Source organism: uncultured Campylobacter sp. (assembly GCF_938039205.1).
GTDB lineage: Bacteria > Campylobacterota > Campylobacteria > Campylobacterales > Campylobacteraceae > Campylobacter_A.
On sequence record NZ_CALHVM010000058.1, the window covers coordinates 39642 to 58520 of the forward strand.

Annotated in this window: 16 protein-coding genes and 1 pseudogene; 14 read left to right on the forward strand and 3 right to left on the reverse strand. The window is 48.1% G+C overall.

Annotated elements, in window-relative coordinates; translation table 11 throughout:
- Window positions 1-17: 17 nt before the first annotated feature.
- The 3 genes and pseudogenes from nusA to Q0394_RS09215 form a co-directional block, all read left to right on the forward strand.
- Entirely contained in the window at window positions 18-1118 is a 1101-nt protein-coding gene (gene nusA / locus Q0394_RS09205; protein ID WP_298947031.1) for a transcription termination factor NusA, read from the forward strand.
- A gap of 721 nt (window positions 1119-1839) precedes the next feature.
- Window positions 1840-4392: a DNA polymerase III subunit gamma/tau gene (locus tag Q0394_RS09210; protein WP_298947267.1), complete on the forward strand. Its 2553-nt coding sequence runs from the start codon at window positions 1840-1842 to the stop codon at window positions 4390-4392.
- A gap of 117 nt (window positions 4393-4509) precedes the next feature.
- Window positions 4510-5460, forward strand: a pseudogene (locus Q0394_RS09215) (minor capsid protein); the annotation flags it as partial.
- A gap of 757 nt (window positions 5461-6217) precedes the next feature.
- Here the strand turns inward: Q0394_RS09215 and rho are convergent.
- Complete coding sequence (gene rho, locus Q0394_RS09220; RefSeq protein ID WP_298947035.1) at window positions 6218-7564, reverse strand: transcription termination factor Rho; 1347 nt, start codon at window positions 7562-7564, stop codon at window positions 6218-6220.
- Window positions 7565-7705: 141 nt separating this feature from the next.
- Between rho and Q0394_RS09225 the strand changes: the two genes are divergently transcribed.
- From Q0394_RS09225 to Q0394_RS09245, 5 genes are all read left to right on the forward strand, one after another.
- Window positions 7706-8815 carry a cation diffusion facilitator family transporter gene (locus Q0394_RS09225; protein ID WP_298947037.1) on the forward strand — a complete coding sequence of 370 codons (1110 nt, stop codon included), beginning with the start codon at window positions 7706-7708 and terminating at the stop codon, window positions 8813-8815.
- Between the two features lie 111 nt (window positions 8816-8926).
- Window positions 8927-9379, forward strand: a complete 453-nt coding sequence (locus Q0394_RS09230) for a hypothetical protein (protein WP_298947040.1) — start codon at window positions 8927-8929, stop codon at window positions 9377-9379.
- A 309-nt stretch (window positions 9380-9688) separates the two neighbouring features.
- Window positions 9689-12091: a heavy metal translocating P-type ATPase gene (locus Q0394_RS09235; protein WP_298790623.1), complete on the forward strand. Its 2403-nt coding sequence runs from the start codon at window positions 9689-9691 to the stop codon at window positions 12089-12091.
- Window positions 12088-12300: a cbb3-type cytochrome oxidase assembly protein CcoS gene (gene ccoS, locus Q0394_RS09240; RefSeq protein WP_298790625.1), complete on the forward strand. Its 213-nt coding sequence runs from the start codon at window positions 12088-12090 to the stop codon at window positions 12298-12300. Before Q0394_RS09235 ends, ccoS begins: the two co-directional genes overlap by 4 nt.
- Window positions 12251-12550, forward strand: coding sequence for a hypothetical protein (locus tag Q0394_RS09245; protein WP_298790627.1), 300 nt, complete (start codon window positions 12251-12253; stop codon window positions 12548-12550). The genes ccoS and Q0394_RS09245 overlap by 50 nt, the downstream gene beginning before the upstream one ends.
- A 182-nt stretch (window positions 12551-12732) precedes the next feature.
- On the opposite strand, the gene Q0394_RS09250 is transcribed toward Q0394_RS09245, so the two are convergent.
- Together Q0394_RS09250 and Q0394_RS09255 are read right to left on the reverse strand one after the other, a co-directional pair.
- Window positions 12733-13035, reverse strand: a complete 303-nt coding sequence (locus Q0394_RS09250) for a c-type cytochrome (protein WP_298947042.1) — start codon at window positions 13033-13035, stop codon at window positions 12733-12735.
- Between the two features lie 143 nt (window positions 13036-13178).
- Complete coding sequence (locus tag Q0394_RS09255; protein ID WP_298947043.1) at window positions 13179-13484, reverse strand: c-type cytochrome; 306 nt, start codon at window positions 13482-13484, stop codon at window positions 13179-13181.
- Window positions 13485-13624: 140 nt separating this feature from the next.
- On the opposite strand from Q0394_RS09255, the gene gmhB reads away from it, so the two are divergent.
- The 6 genes from gmhB to Q0394_RS09285 all read left to right on the forward strand — a co-directional run bounded on the left by gmhB (window position 13625) and on the right by Q0394_RS09285 (window position 18742).
- Window positions 13625-14149, forward strand: a complete 525-nt coding sequence (gene gmhB / locus Q0394_RS09260; RefSeq protein WP_298947045.1) for a D-glycero-beta-D-manno-heptose 1,7-bisphosphate 7-phosphatase — start codon at window positions 13625-13627, stop codon at window positions 14147-14149.
- Window positions 14146-15132, forward strand: a complete 987-nt coding sequence (gene rfaD, locus Q0394_RS09265; RefSeq protein WP_298947047.1) for an ADP-glyceromanno-heptose 6-epimerase — start codon at window positions 14146-14148, stop codon at window positions 15130-15132. Before gmhB ends, rfaD begins: the two co-directional genes overlap by 4 nt.
- Window positions 15125-16528, forward strand: coding sequence for a D-glycero-beta-D-manno-heptose-7-phosphate kinase (gene rfaE1 / locus Q0394_RS09270; protein WP_298947048.1), 1404 nt, complete (start codon window positions 15125-15127; stop codon window positions 16526-16528). The genes rfaD and rfaE1 overlap by 8 nt, the downstream gene beginning before the upstream one ends.
- A complete protein-coding gene (gene gmhA, locus Q0394_RS09275; protein WP_009492810.1) occupies window positions 16518-17084 on the forward strand; it encodes a D-sedoheptulose 7-phosphate isomerase in 567 nt (188 codons plus the stop codon). Before rfaE1 ends, gmhA begins: the two co-directional genes overlap by 11 nt.
- A gap of 94 nt (window positions 17085-17178) precedes the next feature.
- Window positions 17179-18441, forward strand: a complete 1263-nt coding sequence (locus Q0394_RS09280; RefSeq protein ID WP_298947049.1) for a DNA repair protein — start codon at window positions 17179-17181, stop codon at window positions 18439-18441.
- Window positions 18434-18742, forward strand: a complete 309-nt coding sequence (locus tag Q0394_RS09285; protein ID WP_122873410.1) for a YolD-like family protein — start codon at window positions 18434-18436, stop codon at window positions 18740-18742. The genes Q0394_RS09280 and Q0394_RS09285 overlap by 8 nt, the downstream gene beginning before the upstream one ends.
- The last annotated feature ends 137 nt before the right edge of the window (window positions 18743-18879 follow it).

The following is an 18879-nucleotide window of genomic DNA, read 5'->3' on the forward strand; positions in this document are numbered from 1 at the left end:
AACGGAGCAAAAATAATATGGAAAAAATAGCGGATATCATAGAATCTATCGCAAATGAAAAAGGACTCGAAATCGAGGACGTAAAAGAGCGCGTCATAAGAGCTATTATCAATACCGCAAAGAAAATATACGGCGAAAACTACGAATACGACGCGGTTATAGATAATGCGACCAAGACTCTTCATCTATATCAAAAAATCACCGTCGTAGAGGACGGCGACGAGCGCTTAGCCGAGGATAACGAGCATTTTATAGGTCTAAGAGAGGCTAGAAAGGTCGATAGCGGAGTAGAGATCGGCGACGAGCTAACATACGAGCTATCTACCGACAATCTCGGCCGCACCGCCGCGCAGACGCTTCACAAGGAGCTTGAGTATCACATCCAGCGCCTGATGGAGGAAAAAATCTTCCAAAAATATCAAGACATGGTCGGACACATGGTTTTTGGCTCCGTCACGCGCGTAGATGGCGATGAAAATACCTTCATAGAAATAGACGAGTTGCGAGCCGTGATGCCGCGCAAAAACCGCATAAAAGGCGAGAAATTTAAGCCGGGCGACGTCGTAAAAGCCGTCATAAAAAGCGTCTATATCGACAAATCTATGGGTATCAAGGTCGAGCTAAGCCGCACGTCGCCAAAATTCCTCGAAGCACTGCTAAAAGCCGAAGTACCGGAGATCAAAGACGGACTAGTGCTGATCGCCGCAAGTGCCAGAATCCCGGGCGAACGAGCTAAAGTAGCGCTCGTAGCCACCTCGCCAAACGTCGATCCCGTGGGCGCGACAGTGGGCACCAAAGGCGTGCGCATAAACGCCGTCACAAAGGAGCTAAACGGCGAAAATATCGACGCGATCGAGTATTCGGCCGAGCCTGCGATCCTCATCACGCGAGCGATGGCGCCCGCGATCATCAGCTCGGTTAAAATCGGCGAAAATAACAAAGCCGTCGTGAGCCTAGTAACCGAGCAAAAGAGCAAGGCTATCGGCAAAAGCGGCATAAATATCAGGCTAGCTAGCATGCTAACAGGCTATGAGATCGAGCTAAACGAGCTAGGCGCTAGAGGCGAGAGCAAAGACGAAAACGCGAAGGATCTAAAGGCGCTGTTTGGCGATTTGTAGCCAAATTTGAGCCCTTTTGGCAGCATTTGTTTAGAGCGGTAAATTTAGGGCGCAACGTCCGGGTTAAATTTGAGTAAATAAATCTAGCTCAAATTTGATCTGTTTCGCGCGCTAAAATTTGCCGCTTTTTATTTTTCAAATTTTATCAGTATCCATAATTTAAAAAATAAAAGAAGCCTGCGAGGAAATTAAATTTTAAAATACACCTTGCAAACGCCAAATTTTATTAAACGGCAAAATAAGATAAATTTGGGATTTTAAGGCGACGGATAAACCGCCAAATTTTAGGTTATTTATTTTTAGTAGAGCGGTACATCGGGTGTTGGTAGTCGTTCCTCTCGCAACCAGCAGCTAAAAATCCAAATGCCAAAATAAACGCGCATAATACAACTTTTCTCATTTTCTCCCTTTTTTGAATTTCATTTTCGTGCGATTATAGCAAATTTCGCCAAATTACCAAAATCTTTGCAGCTAAATTTGACGAAATTTGGGCTGGGCTATTTTGCATCAAATTTGTAGCAGTTTTGCAAGAATCGAGCAGTATATATGTCAAATTTGCCAGGTCCCACGCATGCAACGGATTCGCGCCTGCGGGCAAATTTACTAGCCCAAATTTATCCCGCTCGGCGACTCGTTTCGCGACGCCCCGAGCCGTAATATATTAAATTTTTATCCAAAAAAAAGTAGAATATCTCATCTTAAGTTTAAGGAAAAATCCGTGTTGCAAGCATTAGCGCTTAGATATAGACCGCGAAATTTTAGCGAGCTCGTAGGCCAGGAGGCCGTCAGCACCAGCCTCACGCACGCTCTGGACGAGAACCGCCTAACCCACGCCTACCTTTTTTCGGGACTTCGCGGCAGCGGCAAGACATCAAGCGCGAGGATATTTTCGAAGGCGCTTGTTTGCGATCGCGGCCCGACAAGCCGGCCCTGCGAGCAGTGCGCCAACTGTATCGCTGCAAACGAAGGCCGCCACATCGATATCATCGAGATGGACGCGGCCAGCCACCGCGGTATCGACGATATAAAGGGGCTCATCGAGCAGACCAAATACGCTCCGGCGATCGCGCGCTTTAAGATTTTTATCATCGACGAGGTGCACATGCTCTCCACGCCTGCGTTTAACGCGCTGCTAAAGACGCTCGAGGAGCCGCCGCCCTACGTCAAATTTATCCTAGCCACGACTGATCCGCTCAAGCTCCCGGCTACGGTGCTATCGCGCACGCAGCATTTTAGATTTCGCCAGATCTCGCGCCCGGACGTCGTCGCGCATCTTGACTTTATCCTAAACCGCGAAAACGTCCCGCACGAAAAAGAGGCTCTCGAGATACTCGCTCGTAGCGGCGCGGGCTCGCTGCGCGACACTCTCACGCTGCTAGATCAGGCCATCATCTACGCCAAGGGCGAGCTAACGCAAAGCGCCGTCGCGCAGATGCTGGGACTGCTTGATCCGCAGCGCATAGAGGAGATTTTGGCGTTCGTTACGAGCGGCGATAAATCAGCCGTAAGCGCGGCGGTAGCGCAGCTGGAGAGCTATGATGCCGAGATGGTGATAGATGAGATAACGGCAAATCTAAAAGCAAATTTCCTCGCGCAAAGCCCGAAATACTCGCTGCTTTTATACGAGAGATTTTTTAGGATCCTCTCGCAGGCGCGTTCGATGCTAAGCGTCAGCAGTGACGGCGGATTCGTGCTTGGCGTGATGCTTTTTATGATGATCGAGGCGATAAATCTAAAATCGATCGACGAGATGATAGCCGTTGACGCGAGGGAAAAATTTGCGGATTCGCAGGCGCGCACGGCCGATTTTGGCGGCTCCCGCGCGGCGTCAAATTTTGCTGGCGGACGAGGCGAAGCGGCTAAATCTGCGGCTCCTACACAGACGGGTCAAATTTCGCCCTCTGCGGACGGATCAAATTTGACGGGCGCAAACGTGGCTAAACTCGCTTCACAAAACGGTACGGCTCAGGGACGAAATTTAAAGGTGCAGGCTTTGGATAGCTCGGCAAATTTGAGCGCACAGGTGCCGCAGGAGCCGGGTAGCCAAACCCACACCGCGAAAATACCAAATCCCGCTTACGAGGCATTTTTGGCCAAAATTTACGACCGCAGCTTTGATCTTGGCGAGTGTTTTAAAAACTGCATCGAGTTTTTGGAGTTTTCGGACGGCTGTATGAGTCTGGCTTCAAGCGCGGCGGGCGAGGATCAGAAGCGGCTTCGCGAGGGTTCGAAGGTGATTTTGCAGATCTTGCGAAGTCTTTTTGGCGAGAGCGCAAAGATAAAGATAACTCCCAGGCAAAGCCCAGAAATAGGGGCGCAAGAGCAAAAGGGCTCGGCAAATTTGGGTGACGAGCGCGGCGGTGCGGCAAAATCTGATGACGCCAAAACCGTTTCAAGTCATGAGAGCGGCAAATTTGACGCGGACGTCGCGCAAGAAAATTTCAGCCAAAACGCCCAAGCGCAAGAGCCCTCAAATTTGACCGGAAATTTGTTTTCAGACGGTAGCGAGGATAGTGTAGTTACGTCCTCGGAGCAAAATTTAGACGCCAAATTTGAAAGCGGCGAGCAGGGCGAGCAAACGCAAAATTTGACGCAGCAAACGCAAACGGATGTAAATGACGCGGCTCCGAGCACGCAAGCTAATAGCGACTCGTTGCGCGACGAAACCGAGCCCTTAAATTTAAACAAAAACGCGGCAAATTTGACGCAAAGCTTGCAAACGCAGGATGGTTTAAATCAACCGACCGAGCCTAAATTTGCGCCCGATTTTGAGAGTATGCGCGACGACACGCACGATTTTCATGAGGCGTATTCGCTAAAATTTAAGACCGACGACGGAATCGCAGCCGGGGCGGATCTGGCGTTTTTAGATGCTGAACTAAGGCAACTCGAGAGTCAAAACGCCGCAAAAACGGAGCAAAAACCAAGCGGCACAACTAAATTTAACCAAAACATCGCACTGCAAACGGCTACTTTTGGCAAGCCGCCGTTTGATCATGATGACGTGAGCGAGATGTTTAGCGAGGCGGCGGACTATGACGATGGCCTTTTTGAGCAAGACGCAAGCGAGCCTGCAAACGCCGACGTAAGACAAGATTTAGATATGTCAAATTTAAGCGGCGACGAGTTTCAAAGCGAGGCAAATTTAAACGCTCAAAATCCTACGTCAAATTTGGTCGCAAAAACCCAAACCGATCCTAAAGCCACAAAAAATCAAGCAGTTTTAAAAGAAGCCAAACGACTATTTGGAGAGCCTGAAATTTTGGAGATTTGAGGGGTTTGATTCGGCTCTAAATTCGCGGGCAAGTTTTATTGCCTTTGTTGTAGCGCGACCGTCAAAGCGTGGAACAATGGCTTAAACGCCGATCAGAAAAAACGCCTTGAGCGCGAGCTAAAAATAGGCGTGAGCCTAGGCGAAACTACGCCGATGTTAGCTCAAAGAATATCGCAGGCTTTACAAAAAAACAAACGCGATGCAACGGCGATAGCATTAACCGGAGCGGGCGCAATAGTAAGCGAAATTCGTCAAGCCTTTTTTGAAGCAAACGCGGGCGTCATAAAATGCTACAAATACCAAGCCACGCTAGATACTCGCACGTCAGAGCTGTGTAGAGCCTACGACGGACTAATATGGGATAAGGACTACGAGCCTATCGGGCATAATTTCCCGTTTCGCAAACCCCGCGTAAATACTCATTTTAATTACCGCAGCACCATAATACCGGTAACCAAAAGTTGGGACGAGCTAGGCGTCGAGGGAATGGATGAAGCGAGCGGTCGCACTAGGTCAAGTATGGACGGCTACGTGCCGCAGGATATGACGTTTAACGACTGGCTAAAAACCCAAAGCCCCGAAGTGATAGAAAAGACGCTAGGTAAAGGCAGAGCCGAGCTATTTATGCAAGGCAAGATCACTATGCGAGATTTGATAACGCAGCAGGGGCGAGTATTGGATTTGGGCGAACTTGCCAAGAAAAAGAGCGTTTGGGAATACTCAAAAGAAAGCGTTAAGCATTTTGAAGTACCGAAAGAGCTAAAAAAGCGGATAAATTTAAATACGGATAAGATTAGGGGCTCGATTAAATATCTATACGAACACCATAAAGATGACGGAATGTTTAAAGATGAAAACGAGGTAAAAGCTATCATTGCCGACGCTCTAAAAAATTATGATTATATTAAGCCATCATCTCGCAAGGGAGGCTTTATCATAGCCAAAGCGCTAAACGGCGACAAAAATAAAATGATAGACATAGGGATAAACCCAACCGATGGCGTGATTTTTCACGTAAATAAGAAGCGTTGGGATAGTGATATGAAAGCATTTCAGAAAAACAGATAAGGCGGTGAGACCACCCACACCCTCACACGGATAGACCTCCGCAGGAACACTGCGTGCTAAACGGGGCGGTAATGCTTTGCTAGGAAGCTGGGCCATTTTCCTTGCGGTCAGACCTTTCGCCTTAACTGTGCCGTCATTATACCATATTTTTTACATCATTCCTAGCGCAAGAAATTTTATTTTATGCATCGTTTTCGATGTAAGAAAAAAATTATTTACAACGATTTCGATGTAAATTTTACTCTTGACTTTTTTGTTTTTTCGTGCTCTCAAAAAATCCTGCGAAAATGACAAAAAATAGTAAATCCTGCAGGATTTGCCAAATTTGGACTTTTTCAGAATATTTTTACCAAACCAACCCGCTTTAAAATTTAAGTTACTATTCTATCAAAGGCAGTGCCTTAAATTTAACTCTCGTGGAGGACAAAATGGATATTGAGGAGCTAAAAAAGCAAGTCGGTGATTTGCAAGCAGAAAAAGAAGCAATGAGCGCTAAAAACAAAGAGCTTTTAAGCGAGGTAAAAAAGCTAAAAGCTAAAAAACGCTGATGATTGCTCATGCCCGCAAAGCGGCGGACAGCAAAAGCTAAAGGTAAATTTGAAAGGCTACATTAAATTTTGGCGCTAAAATAGCCGTTGCTGGCATAAATTTAAGCGGCGACGGTTTGTAAATTTATAAAAATTAGAGTATTTTAAAATAGGTCGGCGAGCCGAAACGACTCGTGCAAGGGTTAAATTTATCTAAAAACGCAACTTAGCTATTCGTTAAGGATTGAAAGCAACTCTTTGTTGTCCTTGGTTTTTAGCATCTTAGCGTATAAAAACTTAAGCGCCTCTACGTCGTCCATCGTCGCGATCGCCGAGCGGATAGCCCAGATCTTTTGCAGTTCGTCCGGTTTTTGCAGTAACTCCTCTTTTCTGGTGCCTGATTTTAGTACGTTGATGGCCGGGTAAATACGGCGGTCGGAGATGTTGCGATCAAGGACGATCTCGCTGTTGCCCGTGCCCTTAAACTCCTCAAAAATTACCTCGTCCATACGAGAGCCCGTGTCGATGAGCGCGGTAGCGATGATGGTGAGACTGCCGCCGTGTTCGATATTTCGCGCCGCACCAAAAAAGCGCTTAGGTTTATGCAGGGCGTTTGCGTCCACGCCGCCGGTTAACACCTTACCGCTTGGCGGAGTTACGGTGTTATACGCGCGCGCTAGGCGGGTGATGCTATCAAGTAGGATGATGACGTCTTTGCCCATTTCTACGAGGCGCTTGGCCTTTTCGATGACGAGCTCGGCGACGCGCACGTGGTTCATCGCAGGCAGGTCAAACGTCGAGCTAAACACTTCGCCTTTTACGCAGCGCTGCATATCGGTGACCTCCTCGGGACGCTCGTCTACGAGCAATACCATGAGATGCGACTCGGGGTGGTTGCGCGCGATGCCGTGGGCTAGCTCTTTCATGAGCTCGGTTTTACCGCTTCTAGGAGGGGCGACGATGAGGCCGCGTTGACCCTTGCCAAGTGGTGTAAAGAGATCGAGCACGCGGCCCGTTAGCTTCATGGGATCATACTCGAGGCGAAGTTTTTCCGTCGGGAAAAGCGGAGTTAGGTTGTCAAATAGCGGGCGCTCTTTGGCCTCGATTAGCGGCATATAGTTTAGCGCTTCGATTTTTAGCAGAGCGTAGTATTTTTCCTGATCTTTGGGTTCGCGTACTTGACCTGTCACGATGTCGCCCACGCGCAGGGCAAATTTGCGAATTTGAGAGTTTGAGACGTAGGCGTCGTTTGAGCTGTCGCTGAGGTTTGCGTCTACCGAGCGCAAAAAGCCGTAGCCCTCGCTCGTGATCTCTAAAATACCCGTGAAAAGTATAAATCCGCCTTGTTTTGTTTGGGTTTTTAGGATCTCAAATATCAAATCTTGTCTGCGAAATTCGCGCGGATTCTCGACGCCTACGCTATTTGCGATAGCGATGAGCTCCTCTAGACTAAGAGTTCTTAGCTCTTCGATTTTGTGTCCGTCTACGGGGATGTGAGTGCGCGAGTTTTGGTGTTTTTTTGTGGTTTTTTGACTTTCCTGCACAGAATTTGCAGGCTGGGTCGCGTTATTTTCCATTGTGTCCTCTTTAAAATTACGGAATAATTTTGTAGATAAATTTAAGTTTCAAAAGAAGTTTTGAAAGTCGCATTTTATAAAATTTTGGCTTTGATGTCAAGAAGTGATATAATCTCGCCAAAAATGAAAAGGAATCTCAAAATGATGGATTTTAAAGACGGCAAGCGCGAAAAAACGATCATAAAAACCGCGCTTATCGGTATAATTACAAATTTTTTCTTAGCTGCGGCGAAAATTTTTATCGCCATGGTTTCAAACTCGGTCGCGCTGATATCAGACGCCGTAAATAATCTTAGCGATGCGGGCTCAAGTATTATCACGATATTTGGCTCAAAACTAGCTAGCAAAATGCCCGACGAAGACCACCCCTACGGCTACGGCAGGACCGAGTATATCGGCGGTCTCATCGTTTCGGTTATCGTGCTGATGCTTGGATTTCAGTTCTTAAAAACTTCGGTCGAAAACATCTTTGCGCCAGAGCCTACTAGTTTTACGATGCCGTTTTTGGCGTTTTTGTTTTGCGCGATATTCGTCAAATTTGCGCTCGGCTTTTACTACAAAAAGATCGGCAAACAGACCAAATCTATCTCGCTTAGAGCCGTCGGGCAGGAAGCTTTGGGCGATGCGATCATCTCGTGCGTGATTTTGGTTTCGGCTGGGCTTTCATACTTCGCCGACATCCAGATAGACGGCTACGCTGGCGCTTTGGCGTCGCTTTTTATTATCGTAAACGGCGTATTTTTGATAAAAGAAACTTTTGATAAAATCATCGGCCAGCGCGTCGAAAAAGAGATCAGCGACGAAATTTACGCCGCCGTAAATCGCTGCGAGATCGTGCGCGGTGCATACGATTTGATCCTTCACAACTACGGCGCGCAGCGATACGTGGGCTCGGTTAACGTCGAGATAGACGAGCATTTGCCCCTTAGCGAGGTTTCGCAGAGGCTAAACGAGCTTCAAATCGAAATCTATAAAATTTACAGGATATATCTGGTTTTTGGCGTTTATAGCGTGAATTTGGGGCAGGACGAGAGTCGCGCCTGCGTGGCAAATCTGCTCTCGCGCTTTAGCAGCGTGCGCGGATTTCACGCGTTTTTTATCGATACCAAGAAAAAGAGCGTGAGGTTTGACGTGGTGGTCGATTTTGCCGAGAAAAACCTCGTCCGACTACGCGCCCAGATCGAACGCGAGATCTCGCTAAGCTTTCCGGGATATAAAATTTTTATCGTGATAGATAGGGAGTTTGCGTGATGGTTGAGGGAGGGACAAATCGGTAGCGCCTAGGACGTTTTAATGTGCTATAATCCTGCGGCTTAAAAATATAAAGCCGGAGTGTAAAATTTAATCTAATTGCGAGAAAAAATGGTATTTTTAAAAATTTTGACTTGTGCGTTTTCGATGAGTTTTTGCTTTATGAGTATCTACGGGCTTACGACTAGCGCGGTGGAGCTTGCGCTTTTTACAGAGTATAATCCGGCAGGAGACGCCGATCCTCTCGGCGATCTGAGCGATCCGCTCGATTGGCTTCAGTTAAATATCGCTTATTTAGTCGGTTTTTGGATATTTTTTAGCAGCGTGTGCGCGGTGATTTATAGACGACTAAGTTGCTTTGACGAAATTTCAAAATTTTTCATAGATTTATTTTTGCCTACCGTTGCGACGATTATTTTGGCGCTTATTTTGGGTGCGGTACTACCGTTTACGGTTGGGGCTCAGCCGGAAAATGCTGTTATCGCCCAAGGGCTTGGCATATTTTTAGCCGAAATACTTTTTATAATCATAATAGCCCGCTTAATAAAAAGAGAGCGAAAGTAGTAAATTTGGCGCTCAAGATGCCATTTATATTACTACAAGTTTTCAAAGAGCGGTTATGGGTAAAAATTCTTTGTAAAATTCGAGGCTGAAATTTGCAAGCATTAAAAACTCTCTCGTAAGTTTGCCAGCGTTTTCAAGGTGCTAGTCTCGGCCAAATTTATGGGGGTATTTTGACGCGAGCAAAATCTATCAAATTCGTCGTCAAATTCGGACGCAAGCGAAATCCGCGCCAAAGCTAGCAAAATCAAGCGAGGCTTTAGAAATTTTGCGTATAATCTAAAATCTTAAAACGAAAGAAAAAAGTAATCGATGGGTAAATTTAAGTGCGCGCATTGTAGGGGCGAATTTGAGCGCGAGGCGCTGATAGAACGCGGCGGGGAGCTGTTTTGCTGCGAGGGGTGCGCGGGAGTTTACGAGATACTTAACGCAAGCGGGCTAGGTGAGTTTTACGAAAGGCTTGGTAAAACTACGCTAAATCCTGCCCGGGGCGCAAAAAACGCGGCGCAAAAGTCGCAAGAGGACCTCGCGGCTGTTTATCAAAACTACGTCAAAAACGAGAACGGATTTAATAAAATCTCGCTCATCATCGAGGGTATCCACTGCTCGGCTTGTATCTGGCTAAACGAGAAGGTTTTATTTGCACAGAAGGGAATTTTAGAGGTAAATATAAACTCGGTTAATAACAAAGCCCTCATCGTCTGGGACGAAAAAGAGATAAATTTGGCCCAAATTTTCGCCCTCGTCCGCTCCATCGGCTTTGAGCCCTACCCATACGACGCGCAGGCTCAGGAGCACAGGCTCGCTCTGCAAAAGCGCGAGTTTTACGCGAGGCTGCTGGTGGGCATTTTTTGCACGATGAACATCATGTGGCTGGCCGTCGCGCAGTACGGCGGCTACTTCACGGGCATGCGCGCCGACGTGCGCTCTATCATAAATTTCGCCGAATTTATCCTCGCTACGCCGGTGCTTTTTTATACGGGAAGCGGGTTTTTTAGGGGCGCTTGGGCGGCACTAAAAAACAAAACGCAAAATATGGATAGCCTCATCGTTACGGGCACGCTAGCAGCTTATATTTTCTCGATATACTCGATGTTTTCGCGGCAAGGAGAGGTGTATTTTGACTCGGTTGTGATGATAATCACTTTCGTATTTATCGGCAAATATCTGGAAATTTTAAGCAAGAAAAAAGCCGCCGACACGCTCGATAATCTAAACTCGCTAAATTTAAACTCAGTTAGCGTCAAAAACGGCGACGAAATAACTCTAAAAAGCGCGCAGGAGGTGAGGGTGGGCGAGCTCGTGGTCGTGAGAGCTGGCGAGCGCGTGCTGCTAGACGGCATCGTTATCAGCGGCGCGGCGAGCTTTGATCTATCTAGCCTTAGCGGCGAGAGCGCGCCCGCGTATCTGAGCGCGAAAGAGGGCGAAAACGAGATAAAAAGCGGCTCTGTGTGCGTGGACGGTACGCTGGTTTATGAGGTCGGCGCCGTGTTTAGCGAGTCGGTGCTGGCGCGTATCATAAATCTGCTCGAAACCGCCGCAGCCAAAAAGCCGCGTATTCAGGCGCTCGCAGACGCTATCGCGGCTAGGTTTTCGGCTGCTATCACGGCGCTGGCTCTAGCTACGTTTGCGTTTTGGTTCTGGCGAACGGGCGAGCTCTCCGCCGCGCTCATCGTCGCGATCTCGGTCGTGGTGATCTCGTGCCCCTGCGCGCTGGGGCTTGCTACGCCCGTTAGCACGCTCGTTGCGCTTGGAGCGGGCTTTAGGCGCGGGATACTTTTTAAAGAAACGCGCATCATCGAAAGCCTCGCCAAATGCGATACGGCCGTGTTTGATAAGACCGGCACGCTCACGTCGGGGCGGCTTAAGGTGAGTAAATTTACGCACGCTGGCAAATTTGACGCAAGCGCGCTTTTTTCGCTGGTTAGCGGCTCGGATCATCCCGTTAGTCGCGCCGTCGGCGAGTACCTGCGCGCAAATTTTAAGGATTTAAAACTTTTAGAGTTAGGCGGCTTTGAAAATATCGCAGCACGCGGCACGCAGGCTAAATTTGGCGGCATAAATCTAGCGGGCGGGAACGAAAAATTTATGCGCGAGCTTGGGCTTTATAACGGCGAAGCCGTGCGTGGCACTTGTTATTTTTTTGCCGAGGGCGGGCAGATCGCGGCGGTATTTGAGCTAGAAGAGAGCCTAAAAGATGGCGCCAAAGAGTGCGTAGCCGCGCTAAAAAACGCCGGTATGCGCGTAGCGATGCTAACGGGCGATAACGAATACGCCGCAAAGCGCGTAGCAGAGGGGCTTGGCATCGAGGGAACGGTCGCAAACGCTCTGCCTACGGACAAGGCCGCCTACGTAGAGAGAGTTGCGCAGCAGGGGCGAAACGTGCTGATGATAGGCGACGGGATCAACGACGCCGCCGCGCTAGCGCTCTCAAGCGTGGCCGTGTGCATGGGCAGCGGAGCGGCCGTGAGTATCGCAAAAAGCGACGTCGTGCTAATGAGAGATGACCCAGCCTCGCTAGCGGCTGCTGTAGCGCTCGCGCGCAAAACCTACTGCATCGTGCGGCAAAATTTGGCCTTTTCGCTCGTTTATAACGCCGTGACGATACCGTTAGCTATGGCCGGCTACGTAGCGCCGGCAGTGGCCGCGCTATCGATGTCGCTAAGCTCGGTCGCGGTCGTGCTAAACGCGATGCGGGCTAGGAGCGAGCGATGAGCGGGGCGGTCGTGGCGATGATGATCGGGGTCTCGACGCTGCTAGGCGCATGCGGACTGGCGGCGCTGCTGTGGGGGCTCAAAACCAGGCAGTTTGACGACGAGCGAAAGTTTTTGGACGGGACGAAATTTGACGACGAAGACGCGCTAAACGACGCCTATGAGCTGGAACTGCGTCGTAAAGAAAAGGGCTATAAGTCGCCTGAGTGAGTATTTTTGTTTAAATTTAGCAGAAATCGTGCGGGCAAATTTGACGGATAGTGGGTTTAAATTTGAGCGGATAAATTTGCGCAAGAATTTGAAGCAGAGCAAATTTGGAGCTAAATTTGCCGCTTTAAAACTACTCTATAAGGTAGCAAATCTGAGTGAAAATTTTAAAAAGTGGCTTAAAATCGATCTAGTCAGTGCGACTACGGCAAATTTGACGTTTGTGCGGCTAAAATCGGTGAGCGAGGGTTAAATTTCATTCAAGGGTTTGGTTGTGTAGCGGCGTCAAATTTGACTCAAATTTTGCGAGCCTTTGCGCCTATTAAAATTATTCTTTCTAAATAGTGGCAAAAGCTCAAATTTAAAGTCAAATTTGAGCCAGTCGCGGGATTTTTGAGATTTTTGCAGAGATCGTTTGAAATCTACTCGTAAAGATTATTTTAAGCTATCGATATACTCGCTAACCGCCGCCATATCCTCGTCGCTTAGGTTTTTGGCGTGTAGTTGCATGACCTTGCCCATGCCGAAGTTGTTGTTTGAGCCGTCTTTGTAGCTTTGTAGCGCTTTTATGCGGTCTTCTTTGCTAATGCTAGTTAGCGCAGGCACTTTGTTTGCGTATTTTACGTCCGCTTTTTCGCCGTGACAGGCTGAGCATTTTTTGTAAATAGCTGCGCCGTCGGCCGCAAGTAGAGATAAATTTAGCGCCAAAACGGCGGTTGCAATGTGATAGATTTTCATCTTTCATCCTTTTTGATAGAAATTTAGACGAGATTATAGCCCTAAAAGCTTAAAAGAAAAGAAATTTGATAAAAAAGTTACTAAAATGAAGCGCGAAATAAAAAGCAGAGAAAAAATCGGCGGAAAAACTCCGCCGAAAAGGGTTATTTTAGAGTAGGGATGTAATCTGATAGAGCTGCGATGTCGTCGTCGCTAAGTGGTTTTGCGATAGGTTTCATCATAGCTGCGCTTTTAAATTTATCTAGAGTGCCTGCTTTATAGCCTTTTAGGCTCTCGGCGATCTCTTCTTTTGAAAGCGTGCTAAGTGCAGGAACTTTGTTTAGATACATTTTTTCAGCTTTGGCTCCGTGACAGGCTGCGCATTTTTTGTAAAGTGTTGCGCCGTCAGCGGCAAATAGGCTACCCGCTAGCAATGCGGCTGCACCTGAAACAATGATAAGCTTTTTCATTTTCAATCCTTTTTGATAAAATTGTATGCGTATTATAGTCTTAAAAGCTAAATTTTACATTATTTTTTTATATTAGTTTATACTGCGGCGCGGACGGCGATTTTCATTTAAATTTAGCTTTTTTTTGTATAATTTTAGGCATGGATAAAACAGGGTTTAAAACGGCGTCCAAAAAGGCGCTATTTCTCGATCGCGACGGCGTGATAAACGAGGATGTGGGCTATGTTTATAGGTGCGAGGATTTCGTTTTTAAAGAGGGTATTTTCGCCGCTTTGAGAGAGTTTGCCAAGGCTGGCTACGCGCTAGTCGTGGTGACGAATCAATCAGGCATCGGGCGAGGCTACTACACGCTAGAGCAGTTTGACGAGCTTTGCGGGTTTATGCTGGGCGAGTTTGAAAAAGAGGGTGTAAAGATAGAGAAAATTTACTTTTGTCCGCACGCGCCGGAGGCTAATTGCCTTTGCCGTAAACCAAAGCCAGGCATGCTGCTAAATGCCGCAAACGAGCTAAATATCGACCTTGCGCGCTCAATCATGATAGGCGACAAGGATAGCGACATGCAGGCGGGGCAGAGTGCCGGCGTCGGGATAAATTTAAAGCTGGACGACCGGCTAAAAAGCGTGGCTGAGGCGCTAGAGTTTTTAAAAAAAGAAGGAAAAATATGAAAGATATAAAAAAGGTCGTGATAACGGGCGCAGCGGGCTTCATCGGCTCAAATTTGGCGCATTATTTCGATGAAAATTTAAAAGACGTAGAAGTGCTCGCCGTGGATAAATTTAGAAGCGACGAGAAATTTAGCAACGGCAACTTAAAAAGCTTCGGGCATTTTAAAAATTTGCTCGGCTTTTCGGGCGAAATTTACGAGGGCGACATAAACTGCGCTAAAACGCTAGCCATGATCGAGAAATTCGCCCCTGACGCGATATTTCACGAGGCGGCGATCTCGGATACCACGGTAACCGAGCAAGGCGAGCTAATGAGGACGAATCTAAATAGCTTTAAAGACCTGCTAGATATCTGCGAAAAAACGAATGCCAGGATGATATATGCAAGCTCCGGAGCCACGTACGGCAACGCAAAAAGCCCGCAAAGAGTGGGCGAATGCGAAGCGCCAAATAACGTTTACGGGTTTTCAAAGCTAAAAATGGACGATCTAGGGCGAAAATACGCTAAAAGAGGCGTCGCGGTCGTGGGGCTGAGATACTTTAACGTTTATGGTGCTAGGGAGTTTTATAAAAACAAAACCGCCTCGATGGTGTTGCAGTTTGGTCTGCAAATTTTGAGCGGAAAAAACCCGCGCCTCTTTGAAGGCAGCGACAAAATCAAGCGCGACTTCGTCTATATAAAAGACATCGTGCAGGCAAATATGCTCGCTCTAAACGCTGCTAGCGGCGTGTATAACGCGGCGACTGGCACGGCAAGAAGCTTCCAAGAGATCGTGGATATCTTACAGCGCGAGCTGGGGTCAAATTTGCCTTGCGAATACATCCCAAACCCGTACGCGCGCTCCTATCAGTTCCATACGCAAGCAGATATCGAGCCGACCAAAAAGGCGCTGGGATATGAGCCTAAATTTAGCCTAGAAGAGGGCATAAAAGACTACGTAGCCGAGATAAAAAGGATATACGAGGAAGAGATAAATGCGTGAAGTACGTGCTTTAGTCGTGGGCGATCTGATGCTCGATCACTACATCTGGGGCAGCTGCGAGCGCATCTCGCCCGAAGCTCCCGTGCAAGTAGTAAAGATAAAAAACGAAACCAAACGCCTAGGCGGAGCGGGCAACGTAGTGCTAAATTTGCTTTCTTTAGGCGCGAAAGTCGGCGTCATGAGCGTGCTCGGAGACGACGAGACGGGCGACGAGATCGAGCGGATCTTGCGCGAGCAGGGCGCTAGGGCTGAGTTTATAAAAAGAGAAAAAGGGCGCACGAGCTCGATAAAAAGCCGCGTGATGGCGACGCATCAGCAAGTCGTGCGTATCGATAAAGAAAGCGTCGAAGCCGTAACGTGCGAGGACGAGCTGGCGGCAAATTTCGCCCGCTCGCTAGAGGGCTACGACGTCGCGCTGCTATCTGACTATGGCAAGGGCGTGCTGACGCCTACGCTGTGCCAAAAGCTCATAAAAGCCTGCGCGGATGCTGGCAAACCGGTGCTAATTGATCCAAAAGGCGCGGACTACTCGAAGTATAAGGGTGCTACGCTACTAACGCCTAATAAAAAAGAAGCGGGCGAGGCCGTGGGATTTAAGATAGAAAACGACGAGCAGCTTTTTACCGCGCTAAATTTACTAAAAAACGAGTTAAATTTGACCCATTCGCTAATCACGATTTCAGAGGAGGGTATCGCGCTTTTGGAGGACGGGCAGGCGGTTAAATTTCCCGCTCTGGCAAAAGAGGTCTTTGACGTAACTGGTGCGGGAGATACGGTGCTAGCGACGCTTGGCGTGATGCTGGGTGCGGGAGAGAGTATCAAAAAGGCGATCGAGACGGCAAATTTAGCCGCTGCGGTCGTCGTGGCTAAGGTCGGCTCGGCCACTGCTAGCTTTGAGGAGATAAACGAACTCGTGCGCCGTAAAAACGCTGCCGGCTTTGAGGAGAAAATCAAAAGCGCGGACGAACTAGCCGCGACGCTGGCAAATCGCGGCGAAAAACGGCTAGTTTTTACAAACGGCTGCTTTGATATCCTGCACGCGGGACATGTGAGCTATCTGGCTAAAGCGCGGGAATTCGGCGATATACTAGTCGTCGGGCTAAACTCCGACGCCTCGGTGCGCGCGCTAAAGGGCGACACTCGCCCCGTAAATTCGCAGACTGACCGCGCTACCGTGCTGGCGGCGCTTGGGGCGGTTGATTACGTGACGATATTTGACGAGCTAACGCCTCTAAATTTGATCGAAAAGCTGCGTCCGGATGTGCTCGTCAAGGGCGCGGACTACGAAGGTAAAGAAGTCGTCGGCAGCAACGCCGTAAAAGACGTGCGGCTAGTGGAGTTCGTAGCGGGCAAAAGCACGAGCGCGACGATAAAAAGGATAAAAAATGAAAACTGAAGATATGATAAAAAGCGAGCTAGAGGGACATCTAGCCACTATCAAGGCGACCTTTGCGCTGGAAGCGGATATCAAAAAAGCCTGCGAAACGGCGGTAGCGACGCTAAAGGCGGGCGGTAAAATTTTACTTTGCGGAAACGGCGGAAGTGCTGCAGACGCGCAGCACATCGCAGCCGAACTAACGGGTCGCTATAAAACCGAGCGTGGCGCGCTAGCTGGCATAGCTCTAACGACCGATACTTCCGCGCTCACGGCGATCGGCAACGACTACGGATATGAGTTTGTTTTCTCGCGTCAGCTAGAAGCTCTGGGCCGCGAGGGCGATCTGCTCATCGCGATCTCTACTAGCGGAAACAGCGGCAACGTCGTAAAAGCGCTCGAGCTCGCGCGAAAAATCGGTATCAAAACCATCGGTCTAAGCGGCCGCACGGGAGGCGCTATGAACGAGCTTTGCGAGCTAAATTTGGTCGTGCCGTCAAACGATACGCCGCGCATCCAAGAGATGCATATCATGATAGGGCATATCATCTGTCAAGCTATCGACGATGCGTTTTAGGCTAAATTTAAAATCATTTGCGGCGGCGGAGTCAAATTCGGCTCGCCTAGCCGCTCTCTAACTCCGCCTAGCGCGCAAGCAAATTTAACTACCCATGAAAACCCAAACTCCCGCCTACGCCGTCATCGATCTAAAATCCTTCTACGCCTCGGTCGAGTGCGTTGAGCGAGGGCTTGATCCATTTGAGGCAAATTTAGTCGTCGCAGACTCTAGCAGGGGCGAAGGCAGCGTCTGTCTAGCCGTTAGCCCAGCCCTCAAAGCTCTTGGCGTAAAAAACAGATGTAGGCTGTTTGAAATCCCTAAAAATATCAAATATATAATCGCGCCGCCCAGGATGCAATTTTACATAGACTACGCGGCTAAAATTTACGGCATCTACCTAAAATACGTCGCCAAAGAGGACATCTACGTCTACTCCATCGACGAGGCCTTTATCGATCTCACCTCGTATCTAAAATTTTATAAACTAGAAGCTAGAGCTATGGCAAAGATGATAATGGACGACATCCTAAAAACCACGGGCGTAACGCCGACCTGCGGCATGGGGACGAATTTGTATCTGGCTAAAATAGCCCTTGATATCCTAGCTAAGCACAGCGAGGACGGTATCGCCTTTTTAGACGAAGCTCTCTATAAAGAAAAGCTCTGGACGCATCAGCCGCTAAATGATTTTTGGCGCATAGGCAAGCAAACTAGAGCAAAGCTTGAGCGATACGGGATATTTTGCATGAAAGATATGGCAAACGCCCCATTTAGCCTGCTTGAGAGAGTGTTTAGTATCGACGCCTATATCGCGCTAGATCACGCAAACGGTATCGAGCCCACCACTATAGCTGATATCAAGGCTTATAAACCATCGACCAAATCATACTTTAGCTCGGAAATTTTACCTAGGGACTACGAGAGGCTAGAGGCTCTAATCGTGCTAAAAGAGATGACCGATAGGCTAGCTCTAAAGATGATAAACGAGGAGGTGCGGGCTAGCGGGCTCACGATAAACATCAAATTCGCCGACAAAAACGAACCTGCGCAAAGGGCCACGGTAAGGTTTAAAACGCCTAGCAATATCGCTAGCGTACTCATGGATGCAGCACAAGAGCTGTATCTAAAAAAGATAAAAAACGCAGGCCTCATCAGGCAAATTGGCATATCGGCAAACGACGTCGTAAAGGAAAGCAAAACCGAAAAAAGCCTCTTTGAAGAAGAAAACGCAAAAGAAAAAACGGTGCTAAAAACACTAAACAAGATAAAAGAAAAATACGGCAAAAACTCCATCCTAAGGGCTATCGACCTGCTACCGGAGGCCACCGGACGAGATAGAAACAAAAAGATAGGAGGCCACAAAAGCGGTGAATAAAGATAGAGCCAAGATCTTTAGCTCGTTTAATCCCCTATCGACCCTAGAAAAAGCCCTAAAAGCGCAGGAGCGAGAAAAGAGCGAAAAGCTAGACCTAGACGAGTCTAAGATAGAAGAGATCCTAAATAAAATAAGCAAACTAAAGCCCGCCGACAAAGTAAAAATCACATACCACGACGGACAGGGCTACGTGAGTATAGAGGGGCTGGTCTCAAACGTAAATTTGATGGATAAAAGCTTAACGGTAGTAAAGACGAGGGTTAAATTTGACGATATTTACGCGGTTGAGGTTGTTTCGTGAGTCGGGATTTTGCGGTGTGCGAGATACTATAGACGGCACAAATTTTGATCTGCCCGCACTTCTCTTGACGGCTAAAAAATGCGGCGCAATCCTAAGTGCGCTAAAATCGGAACAGTAAGATTTGCCTTGATTAAGCC

What these genes read in the sequence shown, in the direction of transcription:
- nusA (WP_298947031.1), top strand. Translation starts at nt 18, where the DNA reads ATGGAAAAAATAGCGGATATCATAGAATCTATCGCAAATGAAAAAGGA.
- rho (WP_298947035.1), bottom strand. Translation starts at nt 7,564, where the DNA reads ATGGAAAATAACGCGACCCAGCCTGCAAATTCTGTGCAGGAAAGTCAA.
- Q0394_RS09225 (WP_298947037.1), top strand. Translation starts at nt 7,706, where the DNA reads ATGATGGATTTTAAAGACGGCAAGCGCGAAAAAACGATCATAAAAACC.
- Q0394_RS09230 (WP_298947040.1), top strand. Translation starts at nt 8,927, where the DNA reads ATGGTATTTTTAAAAATTTTGACTTGTGCGTTTTCGATGAGTTTTTGC.
- Q0394_RS09235 (WP_298790623.1), top strand. Translation starts at nt 9,689, where the DNA reads ATGGGTAAATTTAAGTGCGCGCATTGTAGGGGCGAATTTGAGCGCGAG.
- ccoS (WP_298790625.1), top strand. Translation starts at nt 12,088, where the DNA reads ATGAGCGGGGCGGTCGTGGCGATGATGATCGGGGTCTCGACGCTGCTA.
- Q0394_RS09245 (WP_298790627.1), top strand. Translation starts at nt 12,251, where the DNA reads ATGAGCTGGAACTGCGTCGTAAAGAAAAGGGCTATAAGTCGCCTGAGT.
- Q0394_RS09250 (WP_298947042.1), bottom strand. Translation starts at nt 13,035, where the DNA reads ATGAAAATCTATCACATTGCAACCGCCGTTTTGGCGCTAAATTTATCT.
- Q0394_RS09255 (WP_298947043.1), bottom strand. Translation starts at nt 13,484, where the DNA reads ATGAAAAAGCTTATCATTGTTTCAGGTGCAGCCGCATTGCTAGCGGGT.
- gmhB (WP_298947045.1), top strand. Translation starts at nt 13,625, where the DNA reads ATGGATAAAACAGGGTTTAAAACGGCGTCCAAAAAGGCGCTATTTCTC.
- rfaD (WP_298947047.1), top strand. Translation starts at nt 14,146, where the DNA reads ATGAAAGATATAAAAAAGGTCGTGATAACGGGCGCAGCGGGCTTCATC.
- rfaE1 (WP_298947048.1), top strand. Translation starts at nt 15,125, where the DNA reads ATGCGTGAAGTACGTGCTTTAGTCGTGGGCGATCTGATGCTCGATCAC.
- gmhA (WP_009492810.1), top strand. Translation starts at nt 16,518, where the DNA reads ATGAAAACTGAAGATATGATAAAAAGCGAGCTAGAGGGACATCTAGCC.
- Q0394_RS09280 (WP_298947049.1), top strand. Translation starts at nt 17,179, where the DNA reads ATGAAAACCCAAACTCCCGCCTACGCCGTCATCGATCTAAAATCCTTC.